This is a genomic window from Gardnerella swidsinskii, assembly GCF_003397705.1.
In the GTDB taxonomy this organism is placed as follows: domain Bacteria; phylum Actinomycetota; class Actinomycetes; order Actinomycetales; family Bifidobacteriaceae; genus Bifidobacterium; species Bifidobacterium swidsinskii.
In genome coordinates this window covers 24,174-48,647 of the sequence record NZ_QJVB01000001.1, presented here as the reverse complement: position 1 = coordinate 48,647, position 24,474 = coordinate 24,174, and the positions used below count along the sequence as shown (strand labels likewise).

17 protein-coding genes and 3 tRNA genes are annotated in these 24,474 nt (G+C 41.0%); 16 read left to right on the top strand and 4 right to left on the bottom strand.

Translation table 11 applies throughout. The annotated features are described in order from the left end of the window. Positions 1 to 52: 52 nt before the first annotated feature. From D0T18_RS00205 to D0T18_RS00145, 13 genes are all read left to right on the top strand, one after another. A complete protein-coding gene (locus D0T18_RS00205) occupies positions 53 to 2,809 on the top strand; it encodes a phosphoenolpyruvate carboxylase (protein WP_012913687.1) in 2,757 nt (918 codons plus the stop codon). A 228-nt stretch (positions 2,810 to 3,037) separates the two neighbouring features. After that, complete coding sequence (locus tag D0T18_RS00200) at positions 3,038 to 3,697, top strand: carbonic anhydrase (RefSeq protein ID WP_004109491.1); 660 nt, start codon at positions 3,038 to 3,040, stop codon at positions 3,695 to 3,697. A gap of 55 nt (positions 3,698 to 3,752) precedes the next feature. Continuing rightward, positions 3,753 to 4,856, top strand: a complete 1,104-nt coding sequence (locus tag D0T18_RS00195) for a permease (protein ID WP_116440295.1) — start codon at positions 3,753 to 3,755, stop codon at positions 4,854 to 4,856. After that, positions 4,853 to 5,623 carry a TIGR03943 family putative permease subunit gene (locus D0T18_RS00190; RefSeq protein ID WP_012913684.1) on the top strand — a complete coding sequence of 257 codons (771 nt, stop codon included), beginning with the start codon at positions 4,853 to 4,855 and terminating at the stop codon, positions 5,621 to 5,623. Before D0T18_RS00195 ends, D0T18_RS00190 begins: the two co-directional genes overlap by 4 nt. Before the next feature lie 76 nt (positions 5,624 to 5,699). Beyond that, positions 5,700 to 6,995 carry a hemolysin family protein gene (locus D0T18_RS00185; protein WP_012913683.1) on the top strand — a complete coding sequence of 432 codons (1,296 nt, stop codon included), beginning with the start codon at positions 5,700 to 5,702 and terminating at the stop codon, positions 6,993 to 6,995. A 57-nt stretch (positions 6,996 to 7,052) separates the two neighbouring features. After that, a complete protein-coding gene (locus D0T18_RS00180; RefSeq protein ID WP_012913682.1) occupies positions 7,053 to 7,532 on the top strand; it encodes a Dps family protein in 480 nt (159 codons plus the stop codon). 126 nt (positions 7,533 to 7,658) lie between these two features. Further along, a tRNA-Ile gene (locus tag D0T18_RS00175) sits at positions 7,659 to 7,732 on the top strand. A 27-nt stretch (positions 7,733 to 7,759) separates the two neighbouring features. Continuing rightward, positions 7,760 to 7,832, top strand: a tRNA-Ala gene (locus D0T18_RS00170). Between the two features lie 309 nt (positions 7,833 to 8,141). Beyond that, a complete protein-coding gene (locus tag D0T18_RS00165) occupies positions 8,142 to 8,345 on the top strand; it encodes a hypothetical protein (protein ID WP_012913681.1) in 204 nt (67 codons plus the stop codon). Positions 8,346 to 8,684: 339 nt separating this feature from the next. Next, complete coding sequence (locus D0T18_RS00160) at positions 8,685 to 10,916, top strand: heavy metal translocating P-type ATPase (RefSeq protein WP_116440294.1); 2,232 nt, start codon at positions 8,685 to 8,687, stop codon at positions 10,914 to 10,916. Between the two features lie 308 nt (positions 10,917 to 11,224). Next, positions 11,225 to 12,703: an FAD-dependent oxidoreductase gene (locus tag D0T18_RS00155; RefSeq protein WP_064622088.1), complete on the top strand. Its 1,479-nt coding sequence runs from the start codon at positions 11,225 to 11,227 to the stop codon at positions 12,701 to 12,703. Between the two features lie 105 nt (positions 12,704 to 12,808). Continuing rightward, a complete protein-coding gene (locus D0T18_RS00150; protein ID WP_012913678.1) occupies positions 12,809 to 13,687 on the top strand; it encodes a M48 family metalloprotease in 879 nt (292 codons plus the stop codon). A gap of 130 nt (positions 13,688 to 13,817) precedes the next feature. Further along, positions 13,818 to 13,891 (top strand) — tRNA-Gly (locus D0T18_RS00145). Between the two features lie 67 nt (positions 13,892 to 13,958). On the opposite strand, the gene D0T18_RS00140 is transcribed toward D0T18_RS00145, so the two are convergent. Further along, positions 13,959 to 16,715 (bottom strand): Rib/alpha-like domain-containing protein, encoded by a 2,757-nt coding sequence (locus D0T18_RS00140; protein WP_116440293.1) that lies wholly within the window; start codon positions 16,713 to 16,715, stop codon positions 13,959 to 13,961. Between the two features lie 345 nt (positions 16,716 to 17,060). Next, positions 17,061 to 18,239 (bottom strand): lipase family protein, encoded by a 1,179-nt coding sequence (locus D0T18_RS00135; protein ID WP_012913676.1) that lies wholly within the window; start codon positions 18,237 to 18,239, stop codon positions 17,061 to 17,063. 353 nt (positions 18,240 to 18,592) lie between these two features. On the opposite strand from D0T18_RS00135, the gene ahpC reads away from it, so the two are divergent. The 3 genes from ahpC (at position 18,593) to D0T18_RS00120 (ending at position 21,903) form a co-directional block, all read left to right on the top strand. After that, the gene (gene ahpC / locus D0T18_RS00130) at positions 18,593 to 19,156 is read left to right on the top strand and encodes an alkyl hydroperoxide reductase subunit C (protein ID WP_012913675.1); all 564 of its coding nucleotides are present in this window, start codon (positions 18,593 to 18,595) and stop codon (positions 19,154 to 19,156) included. 129 nt (positions 19,157 to 19,285) lie between these two features. Then, the gene (gene ahpF / locus D0T18_RS00125; protein WP_102704530.1) at positions 19,286 to 20,959 is read left to right on the top strand and encodes an alkyl hydroperoxide reductase subunit F; all 1,674 of its coding nucleotides are present in this window, start codon (positions 19,286 to 19,288) and stop codon (positions 20,957 to 20,959) included. A 41-nt stretch (positions 20,960 to 21,000) separates the two neighbouring features. Further along, entirely contained in the window at positions 21,001 to 21,903 is a 903-nt protein-coding gene (locus tag D0T18_RS00120; protein ID WP_103013737.1) for a LysR substrate-binding domain-containing protein, read from the top strand. A 166-nt stretch (positions 21,904 to 22,069) separates the two neighbouring features. Here the strand turns inward: D0T18_RS00120 and trpB are convergent, their stop codons facing one another. Together trpB and dcd are read right to left on the bottom strand one after the other, a co-directional pair. Next, positions 22,070 to 23,263, bottom strand: coding sequence for a tryptophan synthase subunit beta (trpB, locus tag D0T18_RS00115; RefSeq protein WP_116440292.1), 1,194 nt, complete (start codon positions 23,261 to 23,263; stop codon positions 22,070 to 22,072). A 576-nt stretch (positions 23,264 to 23,839) separates the two neighbouring features. Then, the gene (gene dcd, locus D0T18_RS00110) at positions 23,840 to 24,421 is read right to left on the bottom strand and encodes a dCTP deaminase (RefSeq protein ID WP_004109442.1); all 582 of its coding nucleotides are present in this window, start codon (positions 24,419 to 24,421) and stop codon (positions 23,840 to 23,842) included. Positions 24,422 to 24,474: the final 53 nt, after the last annotated feature.

The following is a 24,474-nucleotide window of genomic DNA, read 5'->3' as shown; positions in this document are numbered from 1 at the left end:
AGCTGCGGAAGTCAGACGACCAAGCAACCTTAGTCTGGCGTAAGGAGGTCTGATGGCAACAGAAAATCAGCAGGTTACTCCGGCAGACGCAACTATTGTTACGTCTGGTTTAGGGCGAAAAGGCCCAGAGGAACGTGACCTTCCAGCATCACTTAAGCAAGACATGGATTTGTGCTTGCATATTCTTCGCGATGTTCTTGGCGAATTCGATGAAAAATTATTAGCAGTATTCGACGATGTGCGTTTGAATGCTGTAGAAGCTAGTGCGGCTCATTTTGCGCAAATGGTAGACGCAAAAGTAACTGCAGATGATGGCTTAAGTAAAGCTGTTAGCAAGCTCAACGGAATGAATTTGCACGATACGCAGCTTTTAGCTCGTGCTTTCGCAACATATTTCCACTTGGCAAATTTGTGCGAGGAAAATTATCGTGTTTCTGTACTTCATCAGCGTGAATGTGAAGTTGAAGATTCATTGCCTGTTGATCCAGTTAACGAACTAACTTGTGCTTATCACAAGTTGCTCACTGAAATGAGCCCTGCTGAAGCGAAAGAATTGCTTGCAAAGCTTGAGTTTCATCCTGTATTTACCGCGCACCCAACTGAAGCTCGTCGTAAAGCCGTTGCAGGTAAGATTCGCAGAATTTCGCAATTACTAAGCGAACATCATCGTTTAGGCGGATCTGATAAGCGCGAAAATTATCGACGTCTCTATAACGAAATTGATGCGCTTCTTCGCACTTCTCCGATTGCTTTGAAGAAGCCAACTCCAGTTGAAGAATCTGACACCATTCTCGACATTTTTGACGCCACTTTGTTTGACACGATTCCAGTCGTGTATCGTCGATTTGACGATTGGCTGCTTGGTAAGAAGGCTGGATTAGTTCCTCCGCGTTGCCCTGCATTCTTCCATCCAGGAAGCTGGATTGGTTCAGATCGAGATGGCAATCCTAATGTGACAGCTAAAGTGAGCCGTCAAGTCGCTCGAAAGTTTAGCGATCACGTGCTAGCAGCTTTGGAGAATCGCACGCGCGAAGTTGGCAAGTGCTTAACTATGGAAACTCGCACAACTCCTCCAAGCGTGGAGTTGCTTGAGTTGTGGAATCGTCAGCGCGAAATGAGCGAACAGCTTACAGAAAACGCTTCAGACGTTTCTAATAGTGAGCCACATCGTGCAGTAATGTTGGTAATGGCTGACCGTTTGCATCGCACTATTAGCCGCGATACGGATTTGATGTATCATTCTTGCGAAGATTTCATTGAGGATTTGCAAATTGTGCAACGCTCTTTGGCAGAAGGCGGAGATCCTCGTGCTGCATATGGTCCTTTGCAGGATTTGATTTGGCAAGCGCAAACCTTTGGATTCCACATGGTTGAAATGGAATTCCGTCAGCATTCTCTCGTGCATTCTCGCGCTTTGGAAGATATTCGCGAACATGGATTGCATGGCGAACGCGGTCCGCTTCAGCCAATGACTCGTGAAGTACTCGATACGTTCCGCGCTTTGGGAGCAATTCAAAAGCGCAACGGTATGCGCGCTGCTCGACGTTATATTATTTCCTTCGCAAAATCTGCTCAGCATGTACGTGACGTATTTGAGCTAAATCGTCTTGCTTTCGCTCACCCACAGGATGCGCCAACAATCGACGTCATTCCGCTGTTTGAGCAGTTGGAAGATTTGCAAAACTCTGTAAATGTGCTTGAGGAGATTATTAAAATTCCTGAAGTGCAAGCTCGTCTTAAGGCTACTGGCCGCAAGATGGAAGTTATGCTTGGCTACTCGGATTCTTCCAAGGATGCTGGTCCTACTTCCGCAACGCTTGCTTTGCATTCTGCTCAGGAGCGCATTGCTAAGTGGGCTAAGAAGCACGATATTGATTTGACACTGTTCCACGGCCGCGGCGGTGCTGTTGGTCGCGGTGGCGGTCCTGCAAACCGTGCAGTGCTTGCTCAGCCAGTTGGTTCCGTCAACTGCCGCTTCAAGCTTACTGAGCAGGGCGAAGTTATTTTCGCACGATATGGCAATCCAATTCTTGCTATTCGTCACGTTGAATCCGTTGCTTCTGCAACTTTGCTTCAGTCTTCGCCAAGTGTTGAGAAAACTAACACTGATATGACGAAGAAGTATGCGGATATGGCTGCAAAACTTGATGTTGCAGCTCATGAGCGTTTCCTTGATTTGCTGCAAACGGATGACTTTACTCCATGGTTCTCTACGGTTACGCCGCTTAGTGAGATTGGTTTGCTTCCAATCGGTTCTCGCCCAGCTAAGCGCGGTTTGGGTGCGAAGTCGTTGGATGATTTGCGCACAATCCCGTGGGTGTTCTCCTGGGCTCAGGCTCGCATTAACTTAGCAGCATGGTACGGATTGGGTACTGCTTGCGAAAAGTTTGGCGATTTGGAAACTTTGCGTCGCGCTTACGAAGAGTGGCCGCTGTTTAGTACTTTTATTGACAATATTGAGATGTCTTTGGCTAAAACGGATGAGCGTATTGCTCGCATGTACTTAAGCCTTGGAGATCGCGAAGATTTGAGTGATAAAGTACTTTCAGAAATGCAGCTTACTCGCAAGTGGGTTTTGCAAATTGTTGACGACAAGTGGCCTTTGCAACATCGTCACGTGCTCGGTCAGGCAATCCGCGTGCGCTCGCCTTATGTTGACGCGCTGTCTGTAATCCAGTCGCTTGCATTGCACAAGCTTCGCAACAAGGTAGACAAAGAAGAGCTTAGCGAAAGCCAACAGGCAGAGTTCATCTACCTTATTCTTTGCACTGTTTCTGGTGTTGCTGCAGGCTTGCAGAATACTGGATGATTTTATAAGTTTATGTGATTAAGAAAAGCCTTCGTACTGCTTTATTAGCTGTGCGTTGGCTTTTCTTTTTATAATCATATTTTATAAATTTTGTTAGCTTTTATAGCATATTTTCTATTTAACACAGTAACGATAGAATATGTTTTATAAGTCGAAGTGTTTTTCAAAATTTGTTGATAGCTTGTATTTGTCATCTTTGCGCAAGCGCATCAATACAAGGAGGTAATAATGCACGAGACAGTCAAAGAAGATCTTTTAAAAGAAGATTCACTTTTGGCTACATCTGTGTGGAGCGCGATGCTAGCTGGTAATCGTAAGTTTGCAGAAGGCTCATTAAATTGCCATGGACTTAGTGAAGAAACGAGATTATCTCTTATTGAAGGTCAGCATCCTGGAGCTGTTGTTCTTTCCTGTGCTGACTCGCGCGTGGCTCCAGAATTTGTGTTTGGTGCTGGTTTAGGTGATATTTTTTCTGTCCGCACTGCAGGCGAAGTGCTTGATGATGCTGTAATTGCATCTTTAGAATACGCTGTAAGCGATTTGGGAGTAAAAGTGCTTGTTGTTCTTGGACACGAGCATTGCGGTGCTGTACAAGCCGTTTTGCCGAATGTGCAAAAGCTGGTTTCTAAATACGGCGAAGATGAAACAAGCGAAATAATTGAGTCTAGCGGGTCAATATTGCTTCGTTCTTTAGGGCCGGCTGCGCTCGCAGGTATTGAAGAAGACTTGAGCACGGACGATATTGAGCGCATTCACGTGTCTAATATGTTGGCTGAAATTTGCGATAAATCTCAAATTATTCGTGAAGCCGCTTTTAACGATAACCTTATGCTAGTTGGCGCTAGGTATAGAATGAGTGATGGTTTAGTAGAGGTTCTTTCATGCTAAGTAGCATGTAGTCGCATTTTTAACAGAATTATTAATACGTTGTTAGGTTACAGATATGAATCAATCATCTAAAGATACGCTTGATGCAAATTCTGCAAATTCTGCAAATTCCGCTAATTCTACGAACTATCTTTTCTTGCTTGTCGGAGCTCCTTTAGTAGCTTTTATTATTGCAGCTGCTCCTGCTTTACAAGGGCAACATCCTTGGTTTCTCGTTGATACAACAATTCGAGGTGTTTCCGGATTGTTGCTACAAGCTATACCTTTTACGCTCATAGGTGTGCTTGTTTCTGCTGCAGTAGAAACTTGGGTAACTGCTGATTTTATTGAGAAACATGTTCCAAAATCTACAGCAAATGGTTTCTTGGCTGCCATATTAGCCGGCGTCTGTATGCCGGTTTGTGATTGTGTAGTCGTTCCAACGTTTTCTCGTTTAGTTGCAAGAAAACTACCATTGCCGTGCGCCATAACTTTTCTATGTGCAGTTCCTGTTGTAAATCCAGTATCTGTATTGGCAACATTTTATGCGTTTTCTGACGCTCCAGCTGTTGCTATTATGCGTATTGCTCTAGGTGTTGGTATTGCATTATTAGTTGGATTAAGTTTTGTTATATTCCCTTCGAAAACCAATATTTTGCGTAAGAAAATTTTAGTAGAAAGCGAATCTTCTTTACATTGTTCTTGCGAATTGAATAACGAAAGTAATCTCACAAAAAATAATATTGAAAAGCATAGTATTTCTGCGCAAATTCGCAAATATGTGCAGCATATACATCAGGATTTAATAAAATTAATTCCAATTATTGTATGTGGAACTATAGTTGCTTCTGTAATTCGCGCATGGCTCGGAGCTGATCCTGCTTCTCGCGTGCAAGTGAGTAATGTTTTCATTGCTATTCCTGTAATGATGGCTATTGCGTACGCAAGCTCTCTATGCTCCAGCTCAGATGCTGTAATTGCAAGAAGTTTAGCAACATCATTGCCTATGTCGTCGGTGCTAGTATTTCTGCTGTTTGGTCCTATGCTTGATTTAAAGAATACGCTTATGCTCGTTGAGGATTGCCGTGGTAAATTTGTGTGGCGCTTAACATTAACTATTGCTTTTGCGTGCTTCCTAGCGTCATTATTAGCTCACTGGGCTTGGGGGTTCATCGCATGAAAAAGCAAAAATGTGTTGAGCATAATGCTTGTAAAAAAATCACTTTAGCTCAATTGGTAGAAGCTATTTTATTGCTATTTTTTGCAGTCATAATTGCGAAAGTTACTTTAAGCGGTAGATATACGCTTTTTACTACGCCTAGAGCATATTATTATTTGTTAATTACTGCTATTTTGCTATTTATTTTGTCTATATGTGCTGCGATTGGATGGTTTTCTGTTTCTTCGCGCGATGTTTGGCGTATGTTTGTAGCTTTCGTTGTTCCTGCGCTACTTATTATTGTTCCTTTGCGTTACGCTCAAAATATTAGTGTAGATGGATTCGACCAGTATGCTGGCGGTCGTGCTATTGCTATTCGTAGCCAAAATTATCCTTTGCCAGGATTGTATGAAAAATCTCATGAGATAACAGTTGATGATGATGATTTCGGCTCCTGGTATGACGAAATCGATCATAATGCTGCAAAATATGATGGATACGCGATTACTCTTACAGGTTTTGTCAGCAGAGATTCTACGTTGAATGCAAATCAATTTAGGGTATCTCGTCAGCTTATGTCATGCTGTATTCTCGACATGTCTCCGTTTGGATTAGTTGCCGAAAAATCAAATATTGGCGAAATTCAAGATCATGAATGGGTGCGTGTTCGTGCACGCGTTTCTAGAGGCAATATTGGCATTCCTGGATATCAGCATCCTGGAGTTGTGCTGCACGTTATATCAATGCAAACAGCTCAAGCTCCAACTGGATATTTTTATCGCCCATAAATAATTTATCTTCGTTAATGGTGATAATTATTTTAGAATTGTTGATATCGCATAGAAGTAAACTAAGATAACAAGTATGGCGATTGGTTTTAATATTCTACTCATTATGATTTTTTTGCTATTTGGTTCCGTATTTGCGGCAACCGAATTAGCTTTAGTGAGCTTGAGAAGTTCGCAAATTGATCGCATGGAATTGCAGGATGCGCGTGGTGCTAGAGTTGCAAAAATTGCCCGCGACCCTAACACTTTTCTATCTGCTCTACAAATTGGAGTAACTCTTTCTGGCTTTCTTTCTGCATCGTTTGGTGAGTCTGCTTTAGCTCCGTATGTTGTGCCGGTTGTATGTTCATGGGGTGTTTCTTCGCACGTTGCTGGCCCACTTACAACAATCTTTCTAACTCTTGTTATTTCTTACTGTTCTATTGTTATTTCTGAATTAGTTCCAAAACGTATTGCTATGCAGCGTGCTGAGCAGATTGCGCGAGCGGTTGTGCCGGCGGTTGATGTTTTCTCAAAGATTTGCAAGCCTTTAATTTGGCTTATTGGAAAGAATACTAACGGTTTTGTGCGCATTCTTGGCTTTGATCCTAATGAGAAGGAAAGCGAAGTTTCTGACGAAGAATTGCGTGTTCTTGTCAATAGCAATAAACGTTTAAGTCAGGATGAGCGTACTATTTTGGATGATGTGTTTGATGCGTCTGAAACTATTGTTGCTGAAGTAATGCGTCCTCGTGCTGATGTTGAGTTTTTGGATGGTTCATTGAGCCTTGAAGAAGCTGCCGCGAAAATTCGTGAGCTTCCGTATTCTCGCTACCCTGTTATTGGCAAAGATTTTGATGATGTTATAGGTTTTGTGCATGTTCGTGATTTGCTAGATGTGCGTGATCCAAATGCAAAAACTGTTGCAGATGTAACTCGCGAAGGAATTAGTCTTCCTGGAACTTCCAAACTATTGCCGAGCCTGGAACTTCTTCGTAAACGTGGTATTCATTTGGCTGTTGTCATCGATGAATATGGTGGAACTGACGGTATTGTTACGCTTGAGGACATGACAGAAGAGCTAGTTGGAGATATTCGCGATGAATATGATTTGCCTGGTGAAACTGAGCAAAATAATGTGAATAAAACAACTGCTTTTGTAAATGGTGTTGCAAAAATTGATGGCGGTATGACCATTGAAGATTTTGCTGACATTACCGGCATTGAGCTTGAGGACGGTCCGTATGAGACTGTTGCAGGCTACTTTTTAGCGCATACTGGTTCAATGGGAAGTGTTGGAGCTGTTTTGCATGATGCGGATGGTTACGATATGACTGTGACTGCGGTTGATGGTAGGCGTATTGCGACGATTGAAGTGCGTCGCCGCGCGTAGTTTAAGCCATAGCAGTAGAATAATAACGGTATTAACAAACCTAAGGAAGGATAGAACATGGCTTTGTTGCATATTTTGCCAGGTCTCGACGAAGCGGCCAGTGAAAAGGCTGTTGCCATTTTACAGAATCGTTTAAGCCACGAGCAGGAAGCTGCTTTGGTGCTCAAGCATGCGCATTGGAATGTTACTGGTCCAGATTTTATTGCAGTGCACGAAATGCTTGATCCACAGGTTGCTGAAGTTTTGGCGCAGGCGGATGAAACTGCTGAGCGAATTGCAACTTTGGGCGGCTCTCCACTTGGCCGCGCAGACGATGTTGTTGCTGCTCGCACATGGAAGCGTTTTGCTTTGACTGGTCGCAAGTCTACAAAGGAGTATTTGCAAGCGCTTATTGAGTACTATAACGATATGATTGCAGACGATCGCAAGGCTATCGCGGAACTTGATGAGCTTGATTTAGTTAGCTCAAATATTATTCAAGATCATGTTCAACAGTTGGAAAAGTTCCAGTGGTTCATGCGTAGCCATCTTGATTAATTATTCTCTGTTTAATTTTTTTGATTCAAACCGCAACACGCTGTTTTCTTTTTATGGCGTGTTGCGGTTTGACATTTTCTGTGTCTGTGCTAATGTAACTACTTGTATGTTTTAGGCATACGAGTTGGGCCCGTAGCTCAGGTGGTTAGAGCGCATCCCTGATAAGGATGAGGTCGGAGGTTCAAGTCCTCCCGGGCCCACGATAGAATGACATCATTCTTTCGAATGGGGCTATGGCGCAGCTGGTAGCGCATCTGCTTTGCAAGCAGAGGGTCAGGAGTTCGAGTCTCCTTAGCTCCACGAACAGGGTTCTGATTGATTTTTCAATCAGAACTTTTTGTTTATCAATTTCTTTCTTGTCGCGTGCCCATTCAATTTTTGGGGAATAACCCAATTTTTTACTGATTACCCCTAATAAAATTAGGGTGACACCCTGATATTTGTCAGTGTTGTAAAAAATATAAAAATGTTTAAATAGTTGAATCTCTTCCCAGAGATTGCGGCATATATTTTGCTGTGGAACTATACACAATATATTGTTAACTTGAAAGGTATTAAAGAGAGATGAAAACCATAAAGGTTTTCATTTTAGACGGAAGGATGTAAAAAATGATTTATAAGATAAAACAAAATATTGCTGATATTTCTGCTGGCGTAGTTTCTTTATTAGTAGCTTCATTTGTTAAAGGTCAAGGTTGGAATATTCAAAATATTATGATTTGGCTTGCAACATTCGTAGCAACATATATCACACTACGTCTATTATTTATGCTTTTCAAAATTGTAAGAACTCTTTTCACTAAAGAACAGTAAATTTTAGGGTTATAGGCCGAATCTATGGCAAATAAATTGGCCTATAACCTAAATTTTAAAAAGATATGAAGCATAAACTTATTAATTTAATAATTCAAATAGTACAATTAGTAATTGTTGGAACTCATTATGGTGCTTTTTTGGAAGCATAATATTTACATGAGAATGCTTCTCATCAAGGCCTATTGGTATACTAATCACATATAAATAAACATGAATATCTTTACGCCGTGTATTGAGTGCAGCTAAATCAAATCTGCTCTCAATGGGTTAACAAGGCGTGAAATCGTGTGTTGGCAGCGTCTTAAGCGGTTAACCTGATCAGCGTAAGGAAAGTGTATGCGTAAACTTTTAGCATATTGCCGTCGTGCACCTCAATTAACAGTCGTAATTCTTGCTTTTCCGTTTATTGTGGCTTTGTACTCGTATAATTTGCCTATATTAACTACTTTCTGTGAGCAAATATCTAATCTTTCGCAACGAATTTTTGATTTCTTAAATCTTGATTTCGATATTTCAATAAGTATTAGTCTTGGCAAAACTATTATCGCTATTCTCGTTTTATATACCAGCCTTATTTCTTTGCGCAACATGATTAAAAATTTATTGCGCGGAACTTTAGGTATTGATTTGCTAGCTTTTGTTGCATTACTTGCAACGCTTTGTATTGGTGAGTTTTGGGCAAGCTATTTGATTGTTGTAATGGTTTGGACGGGAGAGGCAATTGAAGATTTTGCGCATATGAAAGCCCAGCGCAATCTGTCTCTTTTAGTAAGCGCAGCTCCAAAAACTGCTCATCTTATGACTTTGCCAGGTATTGAGTATGAAATGGATAATAATCAAGCAAATGATGAATCATACGAACCGCCATGTTTGAGTGAAAATCAGTGCAAGCCTAGCTCGTGTGTTCTGTGCCGGCATGCTGAATTCAGAAAAGTGGATGCCGCTAATTCTAAGCAATCTAATATTAGCGAGCAAAATTGCGACTATAAACACAATATTTGTCCATTTTTGCAATCAACTACAGACGGCGAAATCTCCTCAAATTTGCAGCGTTACAAAACGGTTCCAGTTGATGAATTAAATATTGGAAACGTAATTATTGTGCTTCCTGGCGAAACTGTGCCAGTTGATGGTGAGCTGTTAAGCGGTTCTGCAATTTTAGACACAAGTGCTATTAACGGAGAATCCGTTCCTAGAGAAGTCTATGCGGGAGCTGCAGTGCTTTCAGGCTGTGTAAACGGTGGAGTTGTGCTTATTATGCGCGTAACAAAGCTGTCTAAAAACTCGCAGTATCAGAAAATCATGCAGCTTGTTGAGTCTGCTAGGTCTTCTAAAGCTGCAGTAGTTAGATTTGCAGACATGTTATCTGTGCCATTCACTGTTTTGTCTTTTGTAATTGCTGGTTTTGCTTGGGGCTTTTCTGGAGATGCTCTTAGATTTGCGCAAGTGCTAGTTTTGGCAACTCCTTGCCCGCTGCTTATTGCGGTGCCGGTTGCGTGCATGGCTGGAACTGGGCGTTTAGCGAAACTTGGAATTGTTGTTAAAAGTCAGGATGTGCTTGAGCAATTAAGTCGTGTAACAGATGTATTTTTTGACAAAACTGGCACGTTGACTGTAAAACAGCCGCAAGTTGTAAACGTAGACGTAATCGATACTACCCAGAAGGCTGATCGTATTGTAATGCTCGCAGGTGTTCTAGAGACGTATTCTCAGCACATACTTGCAGGTGGTATTGCTAAAGCGGGAGCAAGCTTGTGGGAAAATGCTCACCCATCGTCGGTTCCGCAGCTTCCTAGCGTGCGAGAATACCCTGTAGTGCACAGTGTTAAAGAAACTGCAGGTCAGGGTATTCAGGGCGTTGTAGACGGTATTTTAGTACGTGTAGGCAGACGCAAGTACGTTACAGAGCAAAACGCGAATCAAACTATAGGCAAATCTCTCGCAGCAGACGAAATGGCAACCTACGTGTCTTTTGACGGCGTGCTGGTAGGAAGAATCGTATTAAAAGACGTGCCGCGCGATAATGCGAAATCAACTATTGACACATTGCGTACACTTGGTGCGCGCTCAATATCTATTCTTACTGGCGATAGTTTGCAAGCTGCAACAACAATTGGTAAAAGTGTTGGAATTGACACAATATATGCAGATTTGCTTCCGCAAGATAAATTAGCGTATGTAAAAAAGCACAATTACAATGCAGCCAAAAGTAAGAAAGATTCGACTGTAACAATGATGGTTGGAGACGGTGTAAACGATGCTCCAGTGCTTGCGGCTGCAGATATTGGCGTAGCGGTAACGGATGGCACAGATACGGCAGCATCTGAATGCGCACAGGTAGTTATTATGAACAACGATATTTCTTCTGTTGCAAGCGCAATAAGAGTAGCAAAACATACTAAACGCGTTATGGTTCAGTCAGTATTGATGGGCATTGGATTAGCAATTATAAGTATGATTTTTGCGGCTTTCGGTTTTATTCCAGCAGTTATTGGCGCAATGATGCAAGAAGCAATTGATGTTGTTGCTATTATGTGGGCTTTAACAGCATTGCGCGAACGAAAATAAAAATATTTTTTGGCAATATTTTTACGATATTCATTACGACACCTTTAATAATATTCGTTTGAGTATTTTATCGTTTGAGTATGTTGTAAGACGAAGTAATGCGCTAGTCTAATTATGAAAGCATACGAGTTAGCTGCAAACGGTAACGGCTCAAGCTTGTACGTAACTTATTTCTGGCGAAGAATTACATATAAACGCTTTACAGTTACGCTGCTGAGTGATTGAGGCAACCTATGCTTGTAGGCCGCGCTAAATAGCGCGAAAACGGCGAAAAGTGCCGTATAATACAGTTCAATATGGGGATAATAATGGAAAAAAATAACTTAAACGAAAATGTTTCACAAGAAACATCTCAACTGCGTATTGCTGTAATAGGAGCAGGCCCTGCAGGAGTGTACTCTTCCGATATCTTCTTACGTCAGATTGCAAAGCGTGGAGAAGAATTGGGATTAGGCTCTAGCGCTCGCATTGATCTTTTTGAAAAATTGCCAGTGCCTTTCGGCTTAGTGCGTTACGGAGTAGCTCCTGACCATCCAAGTATCAAATTTATTGCGGATGCGCTTGAAAAGACGCTTGATAATCCAAATATTCATCTTTATGCAAATGTTGAATTTGGTAAAGATATTGCATTAGAAGATTTACTTCATAGATATGATGCTGTGTTATTTGCAACGGGTGCTGTGAAAGATAGGCCTCTTCGAGGAGTTCCAGGTGCCGATTTAGACGGAGTGTACGGAGCTGCAAAATTCGTAGAATGGTACGATGGATACCCAACTAGCAATCGAGAATGGCCGCTTGAAGCCAAGGAAGTAGCTGTTATTGGTGGCGGAAATGTGGCAATGGATGTTGCTCGTGAGCTTTTACGAGATCCTGATTATTTGCGCGCTCATACGGATATTCCAGATGACGTGTATGAGGGATTGCAAAAAAATAAAACCCAAACCTTGCATTTATTTATTCGTCGTGGAGTTGCCCAAGCAAAATTCTCTGTTCAAGAATTGCGCGAAATGGAAAAGTTATCCGGAGTGCAAATTGTTATTAATGAGGATGATTTTGAACTTGACGATGAGACTATTGAAGTAGCCGGTAACGATAAGCTCACGCGTCAAATGGTTGAGGAGCTTTTCGCTATTCGCGATATGGCTGAAGACATGGAAGATGGCGGAAACGTTGATTTTGAGGGGAAGCCAGCCAACAAACGCTATATTATCCACTTCAACTGTGCGCCGGTAGAAATTCTTGGTGAAGATGGACATGTGAAAGCAATACGAGTTGAGCGCACGACTACAAGCGCCGATGGCAAAATGACTCGTACTGGAGAGTTCGAGGAATACGCCGTTCAAGCTGTATACCATGCCATTGGCTACCATCCTGCAGAAGTTGCAGGTATTGCTTACGACGAAAAGCGTACTTTGCTTGCAAATATTGATGGGCGCTTAGTGGAGTCTGTGGAAAATGGCGAAGTTCGTGAGCGATTGTATGCAACTGGCTGGGCTAAGCGTGGGCCGGTAGGATTAATCGGTTCTACAAAATCTGATGCTCTTTTGATTGTTAATAATATGCTTGAAGATTTATCTAAAGCTGGCAATGCTGGGCGAATCGCACCTGATCGCGATGAAAATTCTATAGATAAATTATTGGCAGAAAAGGGCATTAAACCAATTGATTACGCCGGTTGGAAGCGAGTTGACTCTTATGAGCGTGAACTTGGAGCCAATGAGCAGAGAACTCGAAAGAAAGTTGTTTCAGCTTCTGAACTTGTAAATATTGCTTTAGGTAGCAAATAATGCCCTAAATAAACTGAAAATATTACTTAGTATTTAAGTTTGTAGTTAGTAAATACGCAGTATATATTCAGAAAAATTTAAGTTCGCATTATTAAGATAGCTCATATGTTGAAAGGCTTGAGAATACACTATGGCAGCTTAAAAGCCGCACTATTTTTTGTTGTTGTGTGGCTTTTTCTTGCCTTATGTTGGGTTCTTACTGGCTCGCATCTGTCTTCACTAATATGGTTCATTATTCCTGGTATTGCATTTAGTGTTTTTGCTTATTGGTGCTCAAGTAAGCTTGCGATTATTGCTATGCATGCTACAGAGGTTAGTGAAGAAGAAGAGCCTGTGCTTTACGCAATGGTCAGAGATTTATCTGCTCGAATTGGTAAACCTATGCCGCGAGTAATGGTTTCTCCCTACGAAAGTCCTAATGCTTTTGCAACTGGTAGAAGTGAGCGTCATGCGAGTATATGTTGTACTCGTGGTTTGATTAATATTCTTAACGAGCGCGAGTTACGTAGTGTTATTGGTCATGAATTAACTCATATTTATAATCATGATATTCTCGCTTCTTCGCTGGCTACTGCTACAGCAACAGTATTAACGTACGTTGGTTCTTGGCTTGTTTATGTCGGTGATACATATCGTCGTGATATTCGCAAGTATTGCAAATTTATTGGTAAGTTTTTGAATATTTTATTCGCTCCTATTGCTTCTGTTATTATCAATGCAATTATTCCTGGTTCGCGTGAATTTGACGCAGATAAGGGAAGTAGTGAAATTACTGGAGATTTTGCTGCGCTTGCTTCCGCACTTAATAAAATTACTTACGGCATGCAGCTTCACGAGATGAAATCTACTGCTGGATTGCAGGCTGTTGCTTCTTTGATGATTATTTGTCCATGGAATAATAACGCCCCTGCGCTTGTGCATTTGTGTACTGCGCGTCCTACTGTTCAGGATAGGATTGGGCGTTTAATGAGCATTGCTGCATGAATATTTTGTTTGTTGAACTTGCTTGTCTTGTTTATTGAGTTCATAAACTGATTCCTAAATATTGAAGCGGTAAGCTGTGCATGATACCCTTAGATGGTTGTTGAAACTAGTTTACTTTTAGTTACAGCATGCGGATGTAGTTCATCGGTAGAATGGAAGCTTCCCAAGCTTCAGAGGCGGGTTCGACTCCCGTCATCCGCTCCATTCAGATTGTAAAATTGTATAAGTTGTAGTTTTTGTACATTGGATGTATAAAAACTACAACTTACGCTTAGTTAAACTTTCTTTTTCTTGCAATTGTCACAATTGTGCTAGCAAACAGCATCAATGCAACGCTAAGTGCAATTGGAATTATTTGTATTCCAGTACGAGGGAGTGCATTATTGGCTATTGTGGATTGTTTGTGTAAATGGAGGTCTTTCTTTACTAAAGTATTCGTCCACGCAACTTGTTTACCGTTTTCGTCAATAAGGACAATCGTATGATTGCCTTTATAGTCTTCCGGGATAACTACGTCGAATACAATTCTGCCATATTCATTAATGTGAACTGTTACATATTTCATTCCATTTGCGCTATAAAGAAGTTTAGGGTTGGAATATATGTAGGCATAAGCTTTTACTGCTTTTTCTAGTTGTAATCTGCGCATGAATTCTGATGTTGCATTTACTGTAACAGTGATATGGTTGTTTTTTCCCGCATAAGCAATGTTATTATTCCCGACGGTGAGAGTGTTGCACAACGCTGGAAGTAAATCTGCAATACTCTTTGGTGCTGATGGAATCTGTTGCTGTAATGTGTGTGATTCTGAGTTTGCGTTAAGCTCTATGTGGTTTTCGCGCATAGAATCGTTACTAACTGCAGGAGTTTGTAGAGTTTTGGAAGGATGTGTTGGTTCGGGAAATCCCATGCTTGGAATTTCCTTATGGTCTTGATCGAACTTATTAGTCTGTGGGGTTGTGCTATTTGCAGACTTATCAGGTTCGCCATTGCTAGAGTGTTCACTGTTGTCAGAATGAGATTCTGGTGTTGGTGGAACAGGTTGTGGCTCTGGTTTAGGCGCAGGTTTTGGCGGAACGGGTGTTGGATTCACCGGGTTTGGTTTCGGCTGCAGAGGCACTGCAGGTTGTTGATCAGGCGTCGGTGTCGGCGTAGGCGAAGGCGTTGGTTCCGGTGTCGGTGGAACAGGTGTCGGAGGTACGGGAGTTGGTGTTGGAGCTGGTGTCGCTGGTGTTAGCTCGATCCATGGTGTTGATTTCTTTGCAGGAATTAACTCGGCCCACGTAATACTCTTTTTAGCTGGGTTTAGTGGTGTTGCTGGAATGATTTCTACAACGTGAGCTTTAAGAGTTACTTTCTGTTTTGCTTTGTTTGCAAAGGTTATTTCTATGATAAATGTTGTTTCTCCAGTGTTTGTTGTGTTTGGTTGTTTTACAACTTGTACTGTGCTGTTTTCTGGTAAGTTTTTTAAGTATGGTTTGAAGTCGAAATTATCGGGGATTTTATTGTCTTTTTTGACTTCTATTTTCTTGCCAGGTTCAGCAGTAACATTTGGAAGTTCCTCGATATTAGCCAATCGTTTATGAATGGTTATTGGAACTATAATAGTTTTTAATATTCTACCAGATAGTACGAGTAGTATTTTCCCTTCGTAGTTGCCGCATTGAGAAGTGTCAATTTTGTCGTATTCTGTAATGTCTGTAATGGTAGAGCCTTGCGGTATATCGTTAGGATTAAGAAGATGCTTTATTGTTGTGCCTTTTGGCAATGGATCATTTTCCATAATGTCAATATTCGTAATTTTAGGTTCGAAAGCTTGTTCGTCAGTTTTAATAACTGGTTCGTTAACTAATCCGTCGAGTGCATCAATTTTGCGACCGGTTCCCTCAATTTTATTGCGTTCGCCAACTGTGAATCCTTGGAAAGCATTCATTCTAGGCTCAAAGTAGCTTCTGGATCCATGACCGGCTCCAGAACTTCCTACGCTTATTGCACCTTCGAAATTTCCTATTCCGCCTATTACTGTATCGTTATCAACTTTATAATGAACGGCATAACCTTCTTTAGTTAGTTTATCGCCAAAATCAGATGTTTCCCAAAGCCATCTGTTGAATATATTACCTTTGATTCTCGGAGCGTTAAAAGTATAAGCTTTAATATTAAAAGTTGCGCCACTACTTTTAGCTCGAATTAAGGCTCTTTGTGCTAAGTACCCACCTAAAGAGTGACCTGTAACATATAAATTGCTTACAGTGTTCTTTTGTTTATATTCATCAATTAATTTATCTATATCAGCAGCTTGGCCTGGGTTTGAGCCAGTTCCAAGCAAGACATCATTCCATACATCTGTTGCGCCTTTAGTGCCGCGAATTGCTAATACTTGCACGCCGTTTTGCTTAATAAATGGGTACGCAGGATTCACATTTTCAAAAAGGATAGCGTCAAACCCACTCCCGAAGTGGTAGGTTTCCTTAACTTTCCAGAATGGTGCAAGCTCGTTGTGCATAAGGCGGTACTCATTGCGATTTTCATAAATAATCCTGAGCGGTTTTGAGTAGTCAAGTACTTCTTTGACGTAGCTGTCTTCCCTATACACAAGCTCCATAAACAGCGCCATATCGCGAGGGCTAATATCCCACCTGCGAGGATTGCTATCGTTTTTGTCATCTAATCCGTCGCCGTCGGTGTCCTTAATAAGTGGATGCGAATTATATCCGTAATATGTGCGTCCGTTTTTTACGTAAGTGTAAAGCTCTTCGCTGTTCTTCAGACCGTCGCCGTCGCTATCTTGATCTGGATCTAGCGCGGCTTTATGGTAAAGCAAAGAATCAATCTGATTATTTTCCAAACGAATTCGACCAGTAGAAATGTCGTGAGCGGTTTGTGCGGTAAGAGGTACGTGCACTGGTGATGTTTCTTCTGCCGCTGCGGTTGTTGCTAGCGAAGGTATGTAAACCAGCGATGAAATGATCAAACCAAAAGTTAATACAATTCCACTAATTGTGTGAACGGTACTTACTTTTCTCATACTGCTATTCCTTACTTTTTGTACAGACTTCTACTTTATTTTGAAAATATTTTTGCGAGCAGCACAACAGATTTAGCTCAACGTGTTGGTTTTATCAGATTTAACAACTTTATAAAATTGTATCTAGTTGAATCAGATAATTTTAATAAGTACCAAAAGTTAATACTTAAGCTGATGCGGTGTAATAGGAAAGAATTTCATTAGATTAATTGATATAGGAAAAGCACTGAGCTACTTGTGATATTAATGAATCATCGGTAAATCAGCACTTAGCTTATTGTTAATAAATTACACGAGATAGCTATCTATTGCTGGTGCTAATTAATAATCATTAATTAGCAGTAATTAGAACGTGCGAACATCGTAGAAGTTGTTAAGTTCTTCCATCCAACGTCCAGTGCCAGAAATATCTCCTCTAGTACCTACGGTGAAACCTGGGAAATTGTTCATACGGGCCTCAAGATAGCTTCGAGAGCTATGTCCTTGCGCAGAATTGCTGACGCTTATAGCTCCAGCAAAATTGCCAACAGAACGAATAACCTTGTCGTTGTCTACTTTGTAATGAACAGCGTAACCTTCTCGAGTGAGCTTATCGCCAGTATTGGCGACGGCACGCAACCAACGGTTGAAAATATTTCCCCAAATTTGTGGTGAATTGAATGTGTAAATTTTCTTAATCCAGTTGTAGCCTTTGCCTTTAGCACGAATTAAAGCACGCTGTGCAAGATATCCTCCGAGGGAATGTCCGGTAATATACAAATTGCTAACAGTATTTTCGCGACCATAACGCTCAATCAACTGCTCAACATCTTTAGCTTGATCTGGGTTATGACCTACAGCTATTGCAAAATCATCATCGTAATCATTAAATTGGGAAGTTCCACGAATTGCTAGTACTTGAACAGTGCCTTGTTCTAAGAATGGGTATGGACTTACATTTTCAAACAAAACAGCATCAAATCCTCCCCTTTTGTGGTAGGTTTCCTTAACTTTCCAGAATGGTGCAAGCTCGTTGTGCATAAGGCGGTACTCACTGCGATTTTTGTAAATGTCGTGAAGCGGTTTAGTGTAATCGAGTACCTTATTTATGTAATTATCATCTCGATAAGAAAGTTCAGAGAATAAAGCCATATCGCGAGGACTAATATCCCACCTGCGAGGATTGCTGTCTTGATTATCTGGAATACCATCGCCATCGGTATCGTTCATCATAGGGTGAGAATTGTACCCATAATAAGTCTTACCGTCTTTAGTGTAAGTGTAAATTTCCTGACTATTAGTTAAGCCGTCACCATCTAAATCAGCTTGTGGATCAAGAGGCTTCTTGTGATATAAAGACATATCCAAAGCCCCAGGTAAATCTAAGCCTATAGTTCCATTTGCGATTTGTTTAGCTGTTTCAGCAGTAAGTGGAGTTTTTGCATAATTATCTGCGGTTGTTGCCATTGCTGGCATTGCGAAAGCAGATAGGCTCAAGAGCATGCATAGGCTAGTTAAAAACCCTGTTACTGCATTGCGTTTCATAGTATCCTCCCATATTTTGTTTAGTTTTGTAGTCAACAAATGTATAGGACGACTGTTTACGATTTGTAGCACCTCTTTGTTAACTACGTGCGTTATATAAATTAATCGAAATTTATTTTGCCGCCACAATTGCTATTCTACACAGTTCATCAATTGTATAGTCTACATAAACAAAAGTCCATACTTCTAAATAAATGTTGTTGCTCCTTTTTTGTTTACTAAAATCATTGACGATGTGTATAAGAGTCATAGAAAACATCTATATAACTAGAATTATCAATAGCCATAATCTATTCTTAATAATGAAAATAAAAGCGCAACGAAGGCGCAAATGACCTATTTAGGAGAATGATATGAGTTTAATGAACACACATATTCTTCCATTCAAAGTAAATGGTTATAAGAATGGCGAATTTGTTGAAGTAAGTGATACTGATGTTCTTGGCAAATGGGCAATTTTCTTCTTCTATCCAGCTGATTTTTCATTCGTATGCCCAACTGAATTGGAAGATCTTGCAAACCACTATGAGGAATTGCAAAAGCTAGGCGTTGAAGTTTACTCAGTCTCTACGGATACACATTTTGTACACAAAGCATGGCATGACGATTCTGAAGCAATTGCAAAAGTAAAGTACACTATGTTGGGTGATCCTTCCGGAGCTCTTTCGCGTAATTTTGACGCTTGGAATCAAGAATCCGGTTTAGCTCACCGAGCTACATTCCTCGTGAATCCGCAAGGTGTGATTCAGTTCTTTGAGATGACCGCAGACGGAATTGGTCGTAACGCCGACGAGCTGCTTCGTAAAGTTAAAGCAGCACAGTATATTGCAGCGCACCCAGGCGAAGTTTGCCCAGCAAAATGGGAGCAGGGCGAAGAAACCTTGGAACCTTCTATCGATTTAGTCGGCAAAATCTGATTTTTGCAATTAAATATTAAAGAATATTTTTTTAAAGAATCATCTCAATGCGTAGGGAGCTACGTTCATAGTTTCCTACGCATTTCTCTTATTTTTGCTTGTGACTAAAATTGCGGAAGGAAGTAAACTATGTCTTTGTTGAATGCATCATTAACTGCTCAGCTTTCAGAATTACTAAAAAAGATGGTATCTAAAATAGAAATCATTTCTTACGTTGATAATTCTGAAACATCTCAAAAAGTTAAATCCTTACTGGAAGAAGTATCTCAGCAAAGTGACAAAATCAGTATTTCTGAAGTAAATAATAATGAAATTAGCAATGTAAAGCGTAAGCCAAGCTTTGAATTGCGTAGAAAACTAGATAATCCAGTAAATGGAGAATCTACTGTATCGGTTAGTTTTGCGGGATTGCCTTTAGGGCACGAATTCAGCTCTTTAGTACTAGCACTTCTACAAGTAAGTGGCTATGCGCCAAAAATTAGTGATGAGCAACGCGATGCAATACTAAAGCTTGGTTCACACAATGTGACAACATACATGTCGGTAATTTGCCTGAATTGCCCAGAAGTTGTGCAATCGCTTAACACCATTTCTATTATTAACCCTAAAATCCAGCATACTGTAGTTGAAGGTAGCGCTTTCCGTGAAGAAGTAGATAAACTCGGTGTAATGAGCGTGCCAGCAGTTTTTGAAAATGGCAAACTTATTTCCTCCGGACGGGCAGGAATTGACGAACTTGTATCTGTGCTCGCAGAACAAGAAAAATCTGTTGAGCAAAATGAGAATGGCAATAATGGTAATAGCGTTTCTTCGGCAAATGTTGCGCTCGCAGAAAAAATGAATTCGCAAAATCCATACGATATTGTTATTGCTGGCGGCGGTCCTGCTGCTTCTGCTGCCGCAATTTACACTGCTCGTAAGGGTTTGCGTACAGCTATGATTATGGATCATCGTGGCGGACAGGTTGTAGAAACTGAAAGTATTGAAAATCATATTTCCCAAACGCATACGACTGGTTCTCAACTAGCAGCAGATTTAACTAAGCATATTTCGCAGTACGATATTGACGTATTTACTCCTGATTGGGCAGACTCGCTCGATTTATCTAAGGAACCATATGGGTTACATACTATTCATGCGCGTTCTGGCGGATCTTTGAAAGCGCGTGCAGTGATTATTGCAACTGGCGCGACTTGGCGTACGTTGGGCGTTCCTGGAGAAGATGAGTATAGGAATAGAGGCGTATCATTCTGCCCTCATTGCGACGGCCCACTTTTCAAAGATAAGAATGTTGTCGTTGTTGGCGGCGGAAATTCTGGTGTTGAAGCTGCTATTGATTTAGCAGGAGTTGCAAAACATGTGACGGTGGTTGAGTTCATGGATGTGCTTAAAGCTGATCAAGTATTGCTTAATACTTTGCATAAATTACCTAACGCTGAAGTTATTACGAGTGCTGCCGTAAGTAGTATTGAAGGTAATGGTAGTAAAGTTACTGCAATACGTTACATAGATCGCAATAAAGCAGACGATGATGAAAACAGAGAACATATTGTTGAAACCGATGGGGTTTTTGTGCAAATTGGTTTAGCTCCGAATACTCGTTGGCTTGTAAATAATATTTCTCTCAATAATCGAGGAGAAATTATTACGAATCGCGCTGGATGCACTGATACTCCGGGTGTTTTTGCTGCTGGAGATTGTTCAGACGAACCGTATAAGCAGATTGTTACAGCGTATGGTTCTGGAGCCAATGCTGCGTTATCTGCATTTGACTATCTTATCCGCAGCCCGCAAAATAAATAATTTATAAAATTTATTATGCAATAAACAATGGGAGGCGTCTTATGAATATTAGAGCGTTAGAATATCTAATAGCTTTTGCACAAGAAGGAAGCTTTACCAAGGCGGCTGTTCGTATGCGCGTCTCTCAGCCTACTCTTTCAACGCAAATTAAAAAACTTGAAGAGACTTTAGACGTAGAACTTATTGAGCGCACTCCCGGGAAACAAATCTTAACTCCTGCTGGGAGGGAAGTGGTTTATTACGCTAAACGTATTCAGGCAGATATGTCACGTATTCGACAAGCTGCAAGACGCTCAGAAGATCCATGGTCATCTACAGTAGTTTTGGGTGTGTTCCCAACGTTAGGACCATACTTACTTCCAAGAATTATGCCTGCACTCAGGCGTTTAAAACCAAAACTTACTATTCGTTTTATAGAAGAAAAATCAGCGAAACTTATTGATTTGCTAGATAGTGGTCAAGTCGACGCAGCTATATTAAGCGAAAGTTTGAATGCGCCTTCAATAAAAGTGTGTCATGTTTTTGACGAAGATTTTCTTCTTGCGACTTCTACAAATTCTTTGCTAGGACACGAGAGTAAACCAATTGAACTTTCAGATTTGTCTACTCAGAAAGTGCTTTTACTAGAAGATGGGCATTGTATGCGTAGAAGCATGCTCGATGTATGCCAAAAAGTGGGGGCGAAGCAATCAGAATTTAGGGCAACGTCGTTAGAAACTTTGCGATATATGGTTGTAGGTAGCAAAGATGTGACATTATTGCCGCGTCTTGCAACTGTACCTCCAATTGTGCAACCAGTTGGTTTGATGTTGCGTGAGTTTAAGAATCCTAAACCTTATCGATCGTTATATTTGAATTGGCGCGCAGCTTCTCCAGTAGACAAAATTATGGAAGGATTGTGCACAATAATTAGTTCAGCATGCTCTGATTTGCATAAAAAATAAGTGGGATATTCTGCTTAAAAATAAAAATAAAAATAGGCACTTCTGTATGCTATGTTAGCTACAGAAGTGCCATGTTCTTCTTCTCTTACTTTTTATTCTCACTTTATTTTGAGAATTATCTGCCTCGTTTTATTTGCTGTGTTTTATTTGTTGCTAAATTAATGATTTATAATTCAATTCCAAGATAGCGTGCTACTTGATTCACATCCTTATCTCCACGGCCGGAAACTGTTACTAAAACAATGTCATCCTTACTCATCTTTGGAACCATCTTCATAGCTTGTGCTATTGCATGTGAGCTTTCCAAAGCTGGGATGATTCCTTCAACTCTAGAAAGTGCGCGAAAAGCTTGAACTGCTTCATCATCAGTGATTGCGTAGTATTCTGCGCGACCAGAATCCTTTAAATATGAGTGTTCTGGGCCGACTCCAGGGTAATCCAATCCCGCAGAAATAGAGTAGGCTGGAAGCTCGTTACCGTCATCATCCATAAGAACATAAGTTTTCATGCCATCCGTAATGCCAACTTTTCCATTCGTCATAGTAGCAGCATTTTGAGGAGTATCAGCGCCTTTACCTGCGCCTTCAGCACCAATCAATCGTACAGACAGATCATCAATATATGCTGCAAAAGAACCAATTGCATTAGAACCGCCACCAATGCAAGCAATTACAGCATTCGGCAATCTGCCTTCCTTTTCTAGGATTTGCCTTCTCGACTCTTTGCTAATAACGCTTTGAAAATCGCGAACCATTTGTGGATAAGGGTAAGGTCCCACTGCGGAACCAACGATGTAGAAGGTATCATCCAAGTGCTGTGCATAATCCATAAATGCTGCAGTTACAGCATCTTTTAAAGTTTTTGTGCCTTCTTGAACAGCATGAACTTTTGCACCGAGCAAAGTCATTCTAAAAACGTTAAGTTTTTGGCGTTCGCAATCAAGTGCGCCCATAAAAATTTCGCATTCCATACCGAATTGTGCTGCTGCAGCAGCAGTGGCAACGCCATGCTGACCGGCTCCGGTTTCAGCGATAATGCGCTTTTTACCCATGCGCTGAGCGAGTAAAATTTGTCCGAGAACATTATTCATTTTGTGAGCGCCGAGATGGTTTAAATCTTCGCGCTTTAAATATACTTTTGCGCCGCCTAAATATTTTGTGAAAGATTCAGCATAGTATAAAGGTGTTTCGCGACCGTCGTAATCTTTTAATAATCCAGCTAATTCATTGCGGAACTCTGGATCGTCTTTGTATTGTAAGTAAGCTGCTGCTACTGCGTCGAGTGCTGGACGAATCATATCTGGTACGTACTGTCCGCCAAATTCACCGTAATACATGTTTTGTTCAACTGCGTTTACCATAATTTTGCCCTTCTTGTGCGTGCCGAGGAAATCGGCATTAAGTTTGTTCTTTATTATTTTTATGTTGATTATTTTGTAAATTTGAAGGGCGTGTGCTCAGATAACAAAAAAGCTGGATGGCAGCTTATATGCCATTCAGCTCAAATAATGTTGATGATGAATCCGGCATAGCCCCGTTGATTGTTTAAAATCAGCAAGCCCACACCGATATGTGAACTCGCTTTTAACTACGCCAGCTGCGCCAGAAACGAGTATTCATGTTCATCAACCTCCAATCTTGTTGCACAAGTTTAGCCTTAGCTGTGACAATGTCAACCTTTTTAGTGTTAATTCGGCGTTTCGTGCAGAAAAAATTTAACCCCGGCGTCTATGCGCCGGGGGAATAAAGGAGAGAAGAAAAGAATAAGTTTTAGGTGCGCTGCACCTGTCTTTTTGTCGACAATATTATATAATCACACTATTCTGAGCAGAACAGTAACGCTAACTGATAATTACCTGAGAATTATCTACTTTTCTTCTAAATCTTGCTATTTTAGGAATTACTTTTCTAAAAACGGAATCATTTTTCTAAAAATATTATTCGCTTAAATCAGCACGATAGAAATGTTCATACGAACGTGACGGAGTTGGACCGCGTTGACCTTGATAGTGTGATCCGTTAACAGCTGAACCGTACGGGTTTTCACATGGTGAGCTTAACTGGAAGAAGCACATTTGACCAATCTTCATGCCAGGCCAAAGTTTAACTGGCAAAGTGCTAACGTTTGAAAGTTCCAAAGTAATATGACCTTCAAAACCTGGATCGATGAAGCCAGCTGTGGAATGTGTCAAAATACCAAGACGACCGAGCGAGCTTTTGCCTTCCAAACGTGCAGCAATAGTAGCGTCAAGTTTTACATACTCCCATGTAGCGCCGAGTGCGAACTCTCCAGGATGAAGAATCCATGGTTCGTCAGGAGCTACCTCGAACTGTTCCGTAAGTTCTCCCTGATTTTCTGCAGGATCAACATACGTGTAAGCATGATTGTTAAATAATCGGAAGAAACGGTCGAGGCGCACGTCAATTGACGCTGGCTGTACCATTTCCGGGGTCCACGGGGTCAAATCAATGTGACCCTCATCATGAGCTTTGAGAATGTCGTGATCAGACAACAGCATGACGTCAAATCTCCTTGCAATAAAGCTTATACATCAGTAACTTCATTGTTCGC